The following is a 15828-nucleotide window of genomic DNA, read 5'->3' as shown; positions in this document are numbered from 1 at the left end:
GGGAGTCCCGACCTATCGCGTAATGATATCAAAGGATAGGTAGGGATTCCCCGACATTTTACAGTTTTTTTCCTTTTCTTGGTTTTTTGTAACATATTGAATACTTAACTTGTTAAATCAGGTATTTAGATTAGCCGNAATAGACACTAGTTAACTAAAGTTCCTATTAATATCGGTTTTCATGGCAGAATTTTCCGTATCCATCAAGCTTAAGACCCAGTTGCTGCAGGCGTTAGCCCAGCAGGTTGCCGTGTCGTTTAATGACGGCATTGGAAAAGCGATTCACGCTACCTCAGCTCAGTTATATAAGAAACTAGAGGATGCTGAGGATTGGCTGCGAGCGGATTTTTCTTTAGCCATTAATCTTCTAGAAGCAAATAGTGAATGGTTTGCTGCACAGGTTGCAAACAATGCTATTGGCGCTCTGAAGGAGGTTGAGCAGAGTTTATCAAATGAAGAGGTGCTCAGTGATGAACTAGAGCAAGTGAAAACTGATACACAAAAGCCGCATGGTGGCGATAAGCTTGACCTTGACTCACTTAGTCTTGTCTCCAAAGATGACTTTGAAGATTGGCTTAGTGCCAATATGGGTATCAAGTACCTAGAAGCTGAACTTGGTTACGAGCTTCATGAGGTTTGTTTAATTGTTTCGTACCTGTTTGGAGAAACAATTGGAAAGGAAGATTGTCCTCTGGCACCCCATGCAATTTTCAGCACCTTAAAAACAGCTATCGAGCAACTAGAAATCCCGGCGGCTCCCCAGATTGTCATCTATAAAGCGCTGTCTCGTAGCTTTCTTGAAGACTTAAGAGAGTCATATCTTGAGATAATCGGCACTGTCAAAAAAGTCCAAGTTAATTACAAGCCTAAGCAAACTCAAGAGCCGTTAACAAAGACAGAAAGTGAAGCAGATGCCGCACAAGAAGCCAGTTCAGCCGAAGAGACAGTAAATCACAATGTTGAAGGGCTGAGTGATGCACCAGTTATTGGAGGGGGCTCTTCAGCCGCGTCTATCCTTGAAAATCGCCACCAATATAAAGCTCAAGAAAACAGCACATTAGATACTTTGTCACGTCTGCACACCTCCTCTACTAGTGGGGGGCAATTAGGCTTAGCTTCTGCTGGGGAAGAAATCGATGCAAACTCGCAAAGTATACCTGTAGGTCAATACGCGCCTGCTCAGTTAGTTGGTGCAATTAGCCAATTACAGCAAGTTAGAGATGATACCGAGCTAATCGAACGTAAGAAGTTACGTACTTGGATTGAAAGTGGTCTAAGTGAAATGCCGGGCGGTGCCAAGAATATTGGCCAGCAAGAATCCGAGCTAATCGATGTGACGGATCGCTTTTTCGAAGTCATTGTCGAGAAAATCGGTGTCAGTGGTTTGCTCGAGCGTTGGTTAGAAAAACTTAAACTCACTATTCTTAAGGTAGTTCTTCGAGATAAAACTTTCTTCTCTAATGCTTCGCATCCAGCGCGTCAATTGTTGAATAAACTAGCCAAGCTTTCAGCGAGCGAGAAGTCTGATAAGAAACGACTAGAGAAAGTTTTGGATCGCTATATCGGTAAGGTTGTAAGTGACTTTGACCATGATGATCAAGCGATAGAAAAAGTTGTAAAAGAGCTAGATGATTTATTAGAACGCCAAGCAATCGCGCAAAAACGTAATTCGGATCGCATTGCTCGGGCCTATGAGGGAAAGCAAAAGGTAGCAAGTGCTCGTCATAAAGTTGTAACAGACCTTAATGAACTTTTGCAGGGACAGTCAGTTCCGGTTGTACTGATGGAGCTTCTTGATAAAGCCGGGTGGCGTGAGCATTTGGCCTTAGTCGCTGTTCGCGATGGCGAAACAAGTGAAGGCTATACCGAAGCATTAAATGTTGTAGATGTACTTTTATCGTGGTTGGGTGAAGAGGTTGATGATAGTGACCAATGGGCCGTTGAACTAGAAATGGAGTTGGAAGCGCCTTCTATATTAGAACTAATCACAAAAGAGTTAACAATTGTTGGGCCTGTTGGATATGAGACGGTATTGCAGCGACTGGAAGATTGTTTGTTCCATGATGTTGATCCGCTGCTCGTCAAGATTGATCGATACGAATGGCCTTACGAGAAAACTGAAAAAGAGATTAAAGACCTGCGTCCAGATCAGGGTCAGGACCCACAAGCTTCTCATTGGCATAAGCGCGTAGTGACGATGAAAGTTGGTGAATGGGTTGAAATAAAAGATGATCAAGGGCGTGCCAGATGCTTGCGCCTCGCCTGGTCAGGAAGTGAGTCTTTCCGGTTCGTATTTGTTGATAGCCAAGGCATGAAAGATGAAGATATGCCTTTGGATAAGTTGGTCGAACTGTTTAAAGCTAATAAAGCAAGCTTTGTTGATAACGATGAAGTGCCCTTGGTTGACCAAGGCTTACATCAAATGGTTCAGTCTGTTTACGAAGAACTTGCTAGCCAGTCTAGTTGTGATGTATTGACAGGTTTACTTAATCGTCAGGCATTTGAACGCGGCTTAGAACAAAGTATTTCCGGTGCTGTTACTAATCAAAGTAAAGCGACTTTGATTTATATCGATGTCGATAAGTTCAATTTAACCAATACCAGCTATGGGCATCATGCTGGTGATGCTTTATTGAAGCATGTTGCTCAGACCATTAAAGCACAAGGCCTGGAAGATGCATTTTGCGGGCGTTTGGGTGGTAATGAATTTGGTATGATTTTGGTCAATTGTTCGCTTGAAACGACAAACGATGTAGCAGAAAATATTTGTAAAGAAGTCAGTTCGCAAAGCTTTACTTGGGAAGACCATGCTATCAATACGACGGTGAGTATTGGTGTTGCCGATTTTGAAGTTGAAATTGACTCCTACGACACCTTGATGCGAAAAGCGGGTGTCGCATGCGACTCTGCTAAAGAGCATGGGCGAAATCGCGTTGTACTGTATGAAGCGCTAGACAAAGACCAGCACAAGCGTGATCAGATGTTGGAGTGGGTTCAAAAGCTTGATCAGGATCTCGATGAATTGCTGACACTTCGCTGTCAGGAAATTCGTCCGATCACCACCGACCCCAATGCCAAGCCTCATTACGAAATTCTTTTGGGTGTTAGGGATAATGGTCAGGTATTGCCGCCTGTTATGTTGATCGAAGCAGCAGAACACTTTGGACGAATGGCGATGGTTGACCGCTGGGTGATACATAACGTATTGCGTTGGATGGAGACACATGAAGAGTCTGTTGCTAAATCTGATGGCTTCTCAATTAATTTGTCTGGCAACTCTTTAAGTGATGATTCATTCCTTGAGTTTATACTAGGGCAGTTTGCAGCTAGCACGATTCCTCCGGAAATGATTTGTTTTGAGATTACTGAAACTGCAGCCATTACAAATCTGGCTGATGCGATCGAATTTATACGGGTACTAAAGCAGACTGGATGTAAGTTCTCACTAGATGACTTCGGTTCAGGTCTTTCGTCCTATGCTTACATTCAAAAACTTCCTGTTGATTTTATTAAAATCGACGGTGTGTTTATCGGCAATATCGCTAACAACGAACGTGACCAGGCTTTGGTCAAATCAATTAATGAGTTAGCTCACTTTATGGGTATGAAAACAGTTGCTGAATATGTAGAAAACTATGAAATTCTGAATGTTCTAAGAACTATTGGTGTTGACCACTCTCAAGGCTTTGGAATTAAAAAAACTGGTTTATTAGAAGAGTTAGCTTAAGTATAAGGCTTTGTGCTTGGAATACTTCAGCTATTCAGTACTTGTGAGTAGGCTGTGTAAACTCGCTTTTGGATCTCGATATTTTCGTCTTTTAGTCTCTCATCCAGTCGCTTGGCCGATTGGTTAATCTCTTGTTTAGAAAAGTTGCTAGGAATTGAGTGAGTCGCGTGGATTCGCTTGTAACTGGCGTAGTTCACTGGAAAGGGGCGGTAGGCTTTCTGAATCCCTTCATCAATAAGGTTAGCGACATCTTTATGGTCGTGTGTTTCAGAGATGCTTAGTGTATTTCCGAAGTCGATATGGATTTTACCCTTTTCTTCGCTCAGGCCTTTCTTACAAGAGATGAAATCATCAAACCGGTCTTTCTGATAGTCTGAGTTGTTTTCAGAGTTTATCAGTTCGTGAGCTTTGTCAATGTCACAAGGATCCCACTCGTAAGAGAAGCAGACAGGTACAATATTCAATGCGTTCATGTAATCGCTAAATGGTCGTTCCTTGGGCTTCGCTAAGATAAGCATTTTTATCAGGGCGGGGTTAGTTTTGTCTATATTGTCTTTTGCCCGGCCTTCCTTTTGCGCGATCCAAACGTTACCTTGCTGTGTAAAATGTAAATAACGAATGTACTCAGATTGTGTTTTCATCGCTTTAAGCATTGCTCTAGGAGACTTCAGAGATCTGAAGACCTTAAAGCAGCGGTTGAGTAAGGCAAGGTCGTTAGCAGCTGGGTGTTGAAGTAGGTTGTCACCGATAGCGCAATTTGAGGTAGAGAAGCCATATTCCCTTAGCGCTTTATTAAGGATGAGTGGATCCATCACGATGTCTCGGTGGTTCGAGATAAAAACATAGGGCGTCGCAGGGTCTAGTTCATCAAGACCGGAAACGCTCAAATCATCATAGCTTGTTTCTATGTAGGGGAATATAGACTCTGCCACCCAGGCTTGAAAGGCATCAATCGAGTGAATATCAGCTAAACGCTCAAATTGAATCGGCGCTTGATTTTCGTCTGACTTGAATAGGCTCTTGATCACGGAAATAAGTTCTTTATCGCTCAGTAGTGCGCGCAATACTTGATTGACTTGCTTGTCCTCATAGCACTGAATTTCTTTAAAGCTTTCTTGCCATGCTATATTGAAAGAGACTGCTTTAAGACTTTGCGACATGATTACCCGTAACGAATTGAAGATTGAGGTTTGAGTATAAACAAAAATGACGATTTCTTCGCGCCGATTATAATGAATTAAGTCTAGCTTCTGGCCATATATGCTGCCAGCGGCCAAAAACAACATTCGACTGGCCTGATAGAAGAGCTAATAATTTAAATATTGAGCAGAGGTAACTGTGAGAAAGTTTTTACTTGTTCAGTTTGCTAAGCGTCCTTTGTTGGGGCATGTAAAAACTCGTATTGCGAAAGTCTTGGGTGAGGAGGCTGCGCTATCTATTCATATGGAGCTTGTTGCAGATATTGCTTTAAGATTTAGTCAGTGTATCGCTTGTGACTATCAGTTATGGTTTGATCAAAAGAGTGCTTCGTTTGACTCGCTTGAAGCAGAATCTATAAATGCCCATAAAAAGCTTAAGGCACTAATTGCAGAAGAAGGTTTAGACTGCCACGAACAGCGAGGGGAAAATCTTGGTGAGCGAATGTGCGATACCCTTGAGCGTAGTTTAGTTGATTATCAGAGCGTTGCGATTATTGGCAGTGATTGTCCGAATGTCACTGTATCTGACCTGAAAGTTGTAAAAGATTCATTAAGTGAGCATGACGTGGCGATCATACCCGCAGAAGATGGTGGTTATGTATTACTAGCCTTACGCAGAGAAGCTCTGGCCCGAGTTAATGGTAATTGGCTCGATGGTGTTGAGTGGGGGAGTGATAAGGCGCTGGAGCAAACGCTTAGTTGCTGCAGTCGGATAGGACTAAGCTATCAAGTGCTTCCTGACTCGTGGGACGTTGACGAAGTGGCTGACTATGAGCGTTGGAAGGAAGTTATAGCTCAAACTTAGCGCATGATCTTGGCCAAGTTTGAGCTGAATATTGCTAGCGTTTTGCTAAATAAATTGAGTAGTCATGATTTATTTGCTTGGTTTTTGCTATTTTCAGTAAATTCTTTTTCGCCAAAGCGGTTGAAACGGCTTTCCCGTAGTGGTTTAGCACTTTACTTAGCTGCCAGTGAGAACTGCTGCTAAGTTCGATAGCAGTATTCAGCACAGGCTTCTGGTCATTGCTCCCAAACCATGCTTGGCGACATCCATCAATGGAATAGAAATATTCTTCGTTGATCAAACCTTCCCAATAAGCACTGTATTTGTCAGCGAGAATGGTGGATCTTAGAGCTCTGATATTTGCGCTGGTATTACGAAGGCCTTGCTTGGCAACCAGTGTTTCAATATCGGTACTCGCGTTATCGGGAGACTCACACAGCTTTATATTGAGAATGCCATTGGTACAAAGCTGACGCTTAACTAATTCAACGAATTCCGCATCAACTACCGGTGCTTCGGCCGAGATCGATGCAAAATGTATTTGGTTCCCATCTTCAAGAAAACGCTTTGCCAATGACTGTGGCCAAAACACTATATTAGATAAGCCTTTTTGATGGGCTTTTAGATGACACTCAGCTAGGTTCTCTAGACTATTTTCAAGGGCGAGGACATCAACATCGTTGAAGTGATTAGCATACTCAAGCGCACGTTGAGAAGCATTGGTGCCTGCAACTAATAGCAGTAAGCGTTCTGGCAGTTCCGATTCTGGCAGCTGGAAGTTATTGATTAGTTCCTGCTTCAAGGACTGCTGATTAAAAAAGTCGATTGTTTGCCGCCTTGGAAATGGCCCCGGTAAGTCATCTTTACTAGTTAGCAGTTCACTTTTCTTTTCTGGGAACTGCTGCTTGAAAGATTCACGCTCAGCTCGACGATATAGGGATGACTCCATTAAGGGTAATAATGCCGATGGCCACTGATCTAGTTCCAGCGCTGTTAAGTTAACTGCATAAGTCTGAGAGAAGAATGCCTTATACATACCCACAACAATCAATGCGCCGGCTACCTCATCAACTTCCCATTGGTGTTGGAGGGTATGTTGAAGAGATTGATCAATTAGCTCGACTTTTTCCTCTTCAACTTCATCAACGATTAAAGCGAAGTTAGTACGCTCCGCATAAACAGCAATCGCGATAGCTAGCACTTGTAGATCATCCCGAAGGGTGCCTGACTCAACGCACTCTAGCAAAATGCTTTGGCGCAATAGCGTTATAAATTCTTCAACATGCGGATCAGGTAAAATGCAGTTTAGTAAGGAGTAATACACTAAGGGGTCTTTTGCGACTTCAAGCATTTCAATCGTCGCATTTGGATTACTTAAATCATATTTTTTGACTAGCAATGCCGCGGCGAATCCGGCAAGTTTATCTAAAGCCAGTTCGCTCTTTGACAGAAGCAAAAACAAATCAGCTTCAAGCTGAGTGTTGTAAGATTCTATCTTTATATGAGGGCAGCAGTTAAGCATGCCATGCAAGATCGTAATGTCATCATAGCCATGATTGATTAAAGATCGATAATGGAGGTAAGCGACATCGAAGTGGCCAAGCGCATGATGAGCTCTGGCCATACCTAGAAATGCGTTCTTATTGCCATTATCAATTGAAAGTGCTTTTTCGAACTGTCTGATTGCTAACTCAGGCTCTTCAGAAATTATATGTAGATAACCTAGATTCGTCAGGTATTGTGTATTTTCAGGCGAGTGCTCTAAGCACTTATCAAATAGTTCTTTTGCGGCAGAAACATTCCCTCTATCAAGCTCTATGCGGCCAAGTAGGTTCATTGCCGGCGCGTTGTTCGGGTCGAAGTTGATGACTTCAGTAATCAGCTTGAAAGCTTTGTCCAAAGAAACCTTCTTGTCTTCAACAGCAGTATCGGTGCTGTTATACATTTTGTAGAGGTCATTCGCATGGATAAGCAGGCGTGCAATATCAGAACGTTCACAATCGCTGAATTCATTTACGATTGGTTGGAGCTTAGGAGTAGTAGGACTCATATTAGGTAAACCTCTTCCGCTTTTTTGTATTATCTAAGGTAGTGTCTAGTACTAAGCGAAGAGCGTGCCAGAAAAGATTGGTTTTCTAGGTGATATACAAGAAAAAAGCCGGCTAGGCCGGCTTGGAGAATAGATAGTAGTACTGTTTTTATTTTAATATTTTTAAGTCAGGTTTAACCCTGTAACAGTTGGAGTACCTGCTGTGGTTGTCCATTCGCCTGAGACAGGATCGAAAGACCCGCACTTTGTAATACCTGTGATCTAGACAGCTCAGCTGTTTCTGCGGCGAAGTCAGCGTCTCTGATTCGTGAGCTGGCTTCCGTAAAGTTTTCAGCTGCAATCGCTTGGTTCGTGATGGTGGATTCAAATCGGTTTTGAATCGCACCGAGGTTTGCACGTTGGAAGTTTATCGTTGTCAGTGCATTGTCGACAGCAGCCAAAGCTAAAATTGCGCCATCTGATGTTGATATATCAATGTCTTGTACTAGCTGTCCACTTTCGGCTGCGCCGTAGGTGCCGATTTCAAAGCCAGCTTTCTCAATGTCGCCTGTAATTGAGTCTAGCTCGATCTTACCAGCTGATTGCAGAGAAATTGATGCCCTATATTCGGTGCTAGCTGTTAGGCCGATGTTGGCAGGAGTGATACCTGTGAAAGCTCCAACGTCAATGTTTCTTCCATCATCGGCAATCAAGCGGAACTCTGAACCTAAAGCTTCCGCTCGAATACCTGTTTGGCCGGCCTTGTTGTTTATGGCTGAAATAATGGTGTTTTGTTTGTCTGCAACGGTATTTGTATCACTTGTCGAGATCTCAATGGTAACACCGTTTAACAGGAAGCTTCCAGACTCGCCAATACCGACACCAGGAGCTGCGATTGCTGTGGAATTAACCAACGTAGAGTTTACGGTTGCAGTAACACCTGACTGATCAGATACTAGGTTGATCGCATGCGCTTTTGCGATGGCGCTGGTTTCTGGGTTCGTAGAAGAAGGTGATGCTGTGTCAAAAGCGGCTAGTGTTGGTCCTACAGGGACGCTATTTATAACAAGATCTCCAGTAACAAATGTGGTGTTTGTAACGGCTTGACCAATGGCGCCACTGTTAGTGCCGCTGAATTTGCCAACAGCTAAGCCAGCATTTTCAATATCACCAGTTGTTGTGTCGATTTCAATTGGACCTCCATCGGAAGATACTAAGGAAAATGAGCCAGAGTAAGTTGCCGCACCAGCTAGGCCAACATCATTTAAATCTGTGATGGTTCCGGCTGTTGTTCCTATAGCTAATTCGATGTTCCTGCCATCTTCTGCTGATAACGATATACCAGTGTCTGCGCGACCATTAAAGGCAGCAACTACACCTGTTTGCCCGGATTTTTCGTTAATTGCGTTTGCGATGTTTTGAAGGTTTGCTTCGTCGCTGAGTAAGTCGCTGGCAGCAACATCAATGTCGACACCATTAATGGCAACTTGCCCAGATGATGCAGTGTTGTCGAACGTTCCTTCACCACCGCTTACGCGAGTGCTGCCAACTTTTGCCTCAATGCCTGTAATATCCGCTACCTTATTGATTGCGGCTGCTTTGGCGATTGCGCTCTTGTCTCGGTCTGAGCTAGAGAAGGCATCGTCTACACCGCTAGAAGCACCAACTGCAATACCATTAATAACTAAGTCACCTGCGGCCAATGCTGCAATTGCTTGTGTTGTGCCACCTTGTTGGTCTGAGCTGACGCCGTCAGTTTGTGCTGCGCCAAGCTTGTCAACTGTAGCGCCCTCAATGCTCACGGTAACAGATTCACCTTCATTTGAGCCGATTTGGAATGTGACACCGGAGAAAGACCCATCGAGCAAGTTGGTGCCATTAAAGTTTGTTTGCAGAGACACGCGTTCTATTTCAGCTTTTAATTGTTGAACTTCTTGGTCCAGTGCTTGTCTATCGATTGCACTGTTTGTTCCGTTTGCTGACTGAAGTGCTAGGTCCCTGATACGAAGCAGGTTATTGGTAATTGATCCTAATGCACCTTCAGCTGTTTGAGAAAGTGATACGCCATCGCCCGCGTTTCTTATGGCAACGTTGAGTCCTCTAACTTGTGAGTCAAAGCGTGTTGATATTGCCAAGCCTGCCGCATCATCCTTGGCACTGTTGATACGCAAACCAGATGAAAGACGCTGCAAGGCGGTCTGGTTAGCGGATTGAGAATTGTCCAGGTTGCGTTGTGCATTAATTGACGCGATATTGGTATTGATGATTTGAGGCATTGTATGCTCCTACTTATCTTCTATACCGGTGGACAGCATTCCTAAAGTTTTGGGATGAGTTACTACCGGCTACTAAATTAAAGTTTTTATAAAAGTTGTGATGCGTTAATTGAGCACCACTTTCCTTGCTGTTTGTAAAGCATGCACTGTGCCAGCTTTTGTTTGGGTGTTTTAAGTGTTTGTTAATATAGAAGTTTTTGTGTTTGTGTTAATGTGAGTAGTGTCTTTAAACGATATGTTTGCCGTTTTTTTGGCTAGTGCTTGCCGCAATCTATATAGCTAGTGAAGTAGGAGTGTTTGAGCAAGAAGGGGTTTGTTACACTTGCTTACATTGTTTTTGTAAAAAAAACTAAAGTAATTTTGTGGGGGGCCGTTAAATGATGTAACAAGCGATCGAGAGCGTGCTTTACAAAGCATGGTGTGTTTTAAAGTCTCGTTCGTTTACTTGCAAAATTGATCGGAGAAACGACATGCCTCAAATAATTAATACCAATATCGCGTCTTTAAATGCTCAGCGTAACCTTGAAAGTTCACAAAACGCTCAAAGCCAGGCTTTGCAACGTTTATCTTCAGGTTTACGTATCAATGGTGCGAAGGATGATGCGGCGGGTTTGGCAATTTCAAACCGAATCGACGCTCAGGTTCGTGGTCTTAACGTAGCTAACCGAAACGCAGGTGATGGTGTTTCTTTGGCACAAACTGCTGAAGGTGCTTTAAACAGTATCACAACTTCTTTACAGCGTGTTCGTGAACTAGCGCTACAATCAGCGAATGGTTCAAACACTGATTTGGAGCGTTCTTCTCTACAAGAAGAGGTTGAGCAGCTAAAAGCTGAAATTCAGTCAATTTCTGAAAAGACAAACTTTAACGGTCAAAGCCTTCTAGATGGCTCTTTCCAGGATACTGGTTTTCAGACCGGAGCAAACGTTGGTGACCGAATTGATGTAAGTATTAATGAAACTACTGTTGATACACTTGGCGCAGCTGCGACTGCTGGTGTGACGTCTAACAATAGTAAAACTGCATTAACTGCAGAGCAGACTATCGCCGCTGGTGACTTGACTATTAACGGTGCTGCTATTTCGGCTCCTGTTGGTAGTAATGACGACACGTCATTTGCTTTGCAGGGTTCAAGTGCAATTTCAAAGGCTGCTGCGATCAACGCAGAAACTGACCTGACGGGTGTGACCGCAACTGCAAACCCCAATACAGTCGAAGGTACAACTATAGCTGCGGGTGTTATCGGTACAGGTGTTGATGCTGAAACAGTCGCAATTAACGGTGTTGATATAGAGCTTCAGCTTGCAGAAGTTGAAGCAGAGACTGCGCTAACAGCAGTTGCAGATACAATTAATACAAAGAGTGACTTAACGGGTGTGACGGCATCGGTTGTCGAGACAAGCACAGGTTTTCGTGTTGATTTGACTTCTGAAGATGGTCGTAATATCACTGTTGATACAACAACTGGTGGTGCGGAAGACTTCGGTTTAGTTGATGATGGTACTGATGGTACCGCTGTCACATTTATTGGTGATGTAACGCTAACTAGTGATGACGGTTCTGATATTAATGTTGGTTCAAATACTCAGAATATTGATAACTTCGGTTTTGAAAAAGGTACATATAGTGGCAACAAGGCTGCACTAGTTGGTGATAATGGTAATGATGGTACTAGAGCTGCGCTACAGGCTGGTGACTTAACGCTTAATAATGTATCAGTTGGTGCGACAAAAGCAGGTGATGATACTGCATCTTCTACGCTATCAAGTTCAAGCGGTATTGCGCTAGCTGCTGCGATTAATAGGGTTTCAGACCAATCTGGTGTATCGGCTACGGTTAATGAAAACAGAGTTTACTCTGGTGATGTAACTGTGACTGGAACCGACTTTGATATCTCTATAAACGGGACGCAAATCACGGGTGCAATGGGGGCTGATCTTGCCACTAACCTAACAACAACTATTGATGCTATTAACGCTAAGTCTGGTTTGACGGGTGTAACAGCAGAAGCATTGGATAATAATCAATACACTTTGGTTGCTGAAGATGGTCGTAATATTGAATTGACTGTGGCTACGGCTGGTGACTCGGGTTTTACGACTGATGAAAACTATGTTGCTGGCGTTACGCTTGAGGCGGCTGGTGAGTTCTCAGTGGGTACGCTAACGGGCAATAATGAGCGGGCTGGTTTTAATGCAGTTGGTAGCTTTGGTGGATCAGAGTCGGGTACACTACTGAAAGATGTCGATATTAGTACCCTAGAGGGTGCTGAAGAAGCAATTACTGCGATCGATAACGCTATTAACCAGGTAGCAAGTGAGCAAGCGAAACTGGGTGCGATTCAAAACCGTTTTGAGTCTACTATTTCAAACAACTCTGTCAGTAGTGAAAACTTGTCAGCTGCAAACTCTCGAATTCGTGATGCGGACTTCGCGGCAGAAACTGCGGCATTGTCTAAGTCTCAGGTTCTACAGCAGGCAGGTATTTCAGTATTGTCACAAGCAAATGCTAGACCTCAGCAAGTTCTATCTCTTCTTCAGTAAGGGTTTAGTGCTTAGTTGATATGATGCCGGCTTTGATGAAAATCAAAGTCGGCTTGTTTGGTTATAAGTTAAATGAGGTGCTTATATGAGCGACGTAAAATTACAAGGTGTGGAGCAGTCTTTACGGCTAGCGGCAGCATCGTCGTCTCAGAAAACACGTGAGGCTGGCGATTCGCCTAAGAAAGACGCAGTCGATAAGTCAGTTGAGGAAGTTTCTGAGCTTGATCAATCTTCAGCAACTGAGAGTGTGGGTCAGGCAGTGACTCAGCTTAATGACTACGTTCAATCTGTAGAGCGAAATCTTCAGTTTAATCTTGATGATACATCCGGTAAGACGATTATTACGGTCGTTGATAAGGATACATCTGAGGTGATTAGACAAATTCCTGACGATGTCGCACTGAAGTTGGCTCAAGACTTGCAGCAGAATGAGCCATTGAGTCTTTTTAAGGCTAAAGTGTAATATTTTTTGTAAACTGTGAAGGGTGGTGCTCGTGCAAGTGGCAAGCTTTTCACAGTTCGTTACAATTTAGGGGGTAAACTTTTGCCCCTTCTTGCCGATATATTCTACAAGAGCGCTATATAGAGTTATTGTAGTGTTGACTCAATAGACAAAGTTTTCGCTGGGTTAGAGTGAGTCAAAGTCATTGTGGCTTTAACGCTTATTTAATCCTGTGGTATTCGAGGCGATAAGTATGGCAAGTGTATCTTCGGTTGGAATTGGTTCGGGTGTTCTCACCAGTGAGCTAATTGATAATCTCGCTAATGCAGAGCGCGCTCCGGTTGAGGCTCGCCTAGATAGTCAAGAAGCTGAAATTAATGCTGAGTTATCTATCTTTGGGCAGATTAAATCAGCAGTTACTGATCTTCGTCTACCTGCTCGTACATTATCAAATCCCCAGTTATTTGAATCGAAAACTGTTTCTTCTGGAAGCTCAGCATTTTCCGCTACGGTTAATACAAGTGAAGCGAGTGCGGGTGTTCATACTTTAGAAGTCTCCGCTTTAGCTGTATCTCAAACATTAACAACGACAGAATTTAGTGATTCAGATACCACTGCTTTAGGTGAGGGTGCGCTTTCTATCGTGGTGGATGGCAAAACTACCAACGTAACGATTGATAACTCAAACAATACGCTCGATGGTATTGCTGCAGCAATTAATGCTGAAGAGGATGTGGGGTTGACTGCATCAGTCTTATATACCGGTACGGGCTATAAGCTAGTCTTTAACGCCGACGAAACGGGTCTTGATAAAACTATCGATATAAGCGTTACTGACACGGGTGATGCAAGTAATACCGATGCAAATGGCTTGTCACGTCTTGCTTATACCGCAGGTGCCACCAATCTGATTCAAAGCCAGCCTGCTGCAGATGCAGCATTTAAACTTAATGGTGTGTCAATTACTCGCTCTAGCAACGAGATTGATGACGCTATCCCGGGTTTAAAGTTGTCATTAAATGGTACAAATGATGGTGCACCAGCGAGTCTGGTCATAGCAGATGATCACTCTGCAGTGATAGAGAAAGTGTCTGAGTTTGTTGAAAAGTTTAATGCCTTGCAGACTCTGATTAACGAAAATACCGAGTTTGACCCGAGTAGCGGTGTTGAAGCTGGCATATTATTGGGTGACTCAACGACTCGAAGTTTAATGAATCAGGTGCGCAGCGTGTTAGGTACTACCGTTGCTGGCCTGGAAAATGCCAATGTTAGAAGTTTGGCAGATATCGGAATTTCTACTAATTACCAGACTGGCTTGTTAGAGCTGAATGAAAGTGACTTGGCTGATAAGTTGGCTTCAGACCCTAGTGATGTTTCGGCTTTATTTAGTGAGCAGGGTCGAACAAGTGATGCTCAAGTAAGTTTTGAAACGGCAGGTATTAATACTAAGCCTGGCACATATGACATTGAGGTGACAACGGCTGCAACGCGTGGTGAGTTAGTTGGCGGGGTTAGTCTAGGTGCGAGTACAACGATCGATGCAAACAATGATGAGCTTACTATCAAGATAGATGGCGTTGAAAGTGGTGGTATTACACTCGATGCAGCGAGCTATACGCAGACGCAGCTGGCTGCAGAATTACAGTCAAAGATTAATGCTGACTCGGCGCTGAATGCTGCAGGTAAGTCTGTGACTGTAAGTTTAGATGCTTCAAACCAGTTAGTGATTAACTCTAATGTCTATGGATCGAGTTCAAAGGTTGAAGTTTCAGCTGTTGATACAAATACTTTAGCTCAACTGGGTTTGAGTGTGGCTGCTGGTACCGATGGGGTTGATGTTGAGGGTACGATTAATGGTGTGGCAGCGATAGGCTCGGGTCAAACGCTAAGTGCTGCGACGGGTGATGATTCTGAAGGCATTCGGGTTACAGTTGAAGGTACAGCAACCGGTTCTAGAGGTTCGGTAACCTATATTGAAGGTGTCGGTGAGCAGTTAGTTGATCTAATTACTCAGATTGTATCAATTGATGGTTCTTTGACAACAAAGAACGATACATTAAGTAAGTCGTTAGCAATGATTAATGAGGAGCGTTTAAAGCTTGATGAGAGAATTGAGTCTTTAACAAGTCGCTTGGCGCGTGAATTTACGGCAGCGGATATCGCAGTTTCGAAATTAAATAGTACGATGGATTTTATAAAGGCGCAGTTAGATGCGCTAGCAGGAACAGGTTCAGACAAATAAAGTTTGTTATTAATAATAAAAGAAGTAGCTAAGGAAATAGTACCTTAGTGATTGCAGGAGAATAATATGAATGCATTACATCAGTATCAGTCGGTTAATGCGCAGACAAGTGTTGTCGATGTAGACCGTCACCAATTAATTCAGCTTTTATTTGATGGTGCTGTTGAGCGCATTAATATGGCTAAGGCGCGCATTGCTGCGAGTGACTTTGAAGGCAAGAATCGTTTGATTAACAAGTCGATAGAGATTATATCGGGTTTGCGTAGCTTTCTAGATTTAGATAAGGGGCAGGAGGTCGCACAAAATTTATTTGATCTTTATGTCTACTGTGAGCATCGACTGTTTGAAGCTAATGTCAAAAACGATCTAGAAATGTTGGAAGAGGTGCTTTCTCACTTGAAGAAGATTCAAGGTGCCTGGTCTGGTATTCGTCAGGAAGTTATTGAAAAGGGTATTCTCTAGAGGCTTGTTCGCAAGTTTAGAGTGCTTTTTTGTTTATTGCTTTTGTATAAGAGATTGAATAGCGGCTATTGATTGCCGCTATTCCAATGTGCTCAGCGTTGCCGACAGTTAGTTCGATTCTTCG

Annotated in this window: 9 protein-coding genes; 6 read left to right on the top strand and 3 right to left on the bottom strand. The window is 43.3% G+C overall.

Annotated features, from left to right (window positions below; all coding sequences use genetic code 11):
• Window positions 1–181: 181 nt before the first annotated feature.
• Window positions 182–3727: a DUF1631 family protein gene (locus A3763_RS15635; protein WP_068634059.1), complete on the top strand. Its 3546-nt coding sequence runs from the start codon at window positions 182–184 to the stop codon at window positions 3725–3727.
• Window positions 3728–3753: 26 nt separating this feature from the next.
• Here the strand turns inward: A3763_RS15635 and A3763_RS15630 are convergent, their stop codons facing one another.
• Entirely contained in the window at window positions 3754–5013 is a 1260-nt protein-coding gene (locus A3763_RS15630) for a 1-acyl-sn-glycerol-3-phosphate acyltransferase (protein WP_068507188.1), read from the bottom strand.
• A gap of 52 nt (window positions 5014–5065) precedes the next feature.
• Here A3763_RS15630 and A3763_RS15625 point away from each other — a divergent pair, with 52 nt between their 5' ends.
• Complete coding sequence (locus tag A3763_RS15625) at window positions 5066–5731, top strand: TIGR04282 family arsenosugar biosynthesis glycosyltransferase (protein WP_068507183.1); 666 nt, start codon at window positions 5066–5068, stop codon at window positions 5729–5731.
• 34 nt (window positions 5732–5765) lie between these two features.
• On the opposite strand, the gene A3763_RS15620 is transcribed toward A3763_RS15625, so the two are convergent.
• Both A3763_RS15620 and A3763_RS15615 read right to left on the bottom strand, forming a co-directional pair.
• On the bottom strand, window positions 5766–7760 hold the full coding sequence (locus A3763_RS15620; protein ID WP_068507180.1) for a M48 family metallopeptidase: 1995 nt from the start codon (window positions 7758–7760) through the stop codon (window positions 5766–5768).
• 173 nt (window positions 7761–7933) lie between these two features.
• Entirely contained in the window at window positions 7934–10015 is a 2082-nt protein-coding gene (locus A3763_RS15615) for a flagellin (RefSeq protein WP_068507177.1), read from the bottom strand.
• Window positions 10016–10485: 470 nt separating this feature from the next.
• Here A3763_RS15615 and A3763_RS29970 point away from each other — a divergent pair, with 470 nt between their 5' ends.
• From A3763_RS29970 to fliS, 4 genes are all read left to right on the top strand, one after another.
• Complete coding sequence (locus A3763_RS29970) at window positions 10486–12558, top strand: flagellin (RefSeq protein WP_068634058.1); 2073 nt, start codon at window positions 10486–10488, stop codon at window positions 12556–12558.
• A gap of 85 nt (window positions 12559–12643) precedes the next feature.
• Complete coding sequence (locus A3763_RS15605; RefSeq protein WP_068508417.1) at window positions 12644–13021, top strand: flagellar protein FlaG; 378 nt, start codon at window positions 12644–12646, stop codon at window positions 13019–13021.
• A gap of 232 nt (window positions 13022–13253) precedes the next feature.
• Window positions 13254–15242, top strand: coding sequence for a flagellar filament capping protein FliD (fliD, locus tag A3763_RS15600; protein WP_068508419.1), 1989 nt, complete (start codon window positions 13254–13256; stop codon window positions 15240–15242).
• Between the two features lie 66 nt (window positions 15243–15308).
• Window positions 15309–15704 carry a flagellar export chaperone FliS gene (gene fliS / locus A3763_RS15595; protein ID WP_068508421.1) on the top strand — a complete coding sequence of 132 codons (396 nt, stop codon included), beginning with the start codon at window positions 15309–15311 and terminating at the stop codon, window positions 15702–15704.
• Window positions 15705–15828 lie beyond the last annotated feature (124 nt).

It is taken from the genome of Oleiphilus sp. HI0128, assembly GCF_001635365.1.
This window is presented reverse-complemented; position numbering and strand designations above follow the sequence as displayed.

Bases quoted from the DNA above. Each gene is read 5' to 3' on its own strand.
- A3763_RS15635 (WP_068634059.1), top strand. From the start codon at position 182: ATGGCAGAATTTTCCGTATCCATCAAGCTTAAGACCCAGTTGCTGCAG.
- A3763_RS15630 (WP_068507188.1), bottom strand. From the start codon at position 5,013: ATGTTGTTTTTGGCCGCTGGCAGCATATATGGCCAGAAGCTAGACTTA.
- A3763_RS15620 (WP_068507180.1), bottom strand. From the start codon at position 7,760: ATGAGTCCTACTACTCCTAAGCTCCAACCAATCGTAAATGAATTCAGC.
- A3763_RS15615 (WP_068507177.1), bottom strand. From the start codon at position 10,015: ATGCCTCAAATCATCAATACCAATATCGCGTCAATTAATGCACAACGC.
- A3763_RS29970 (WP_068634058.1), top strand. From the start codon at position 10,486: ATGCCTCAAATAATTAATACCAATATCGCGTCTTTAAATGCTCAGCGT.
- A3763_RS15605 (WP_068508417.1), top strand. From the start codon at position 12,644: ATGAGCGACGTAAAATTACAAGGTGTGGAGCAGTCTTTACGGCTAGCG.
- fliD (WP_068508419.1), top strand. From the start codon at position 13,254: ATGGCAAGTGTATCTTCGGTTGGAATTGGTTCGGGTGTTCTCACCAGT.
- fliS (WP_068508421.1), top strand. From the start codon at position 15,309: ATGAATGCATTACATCAGTATCAGTCGGTTAATGCGCAGACAAGTGTT.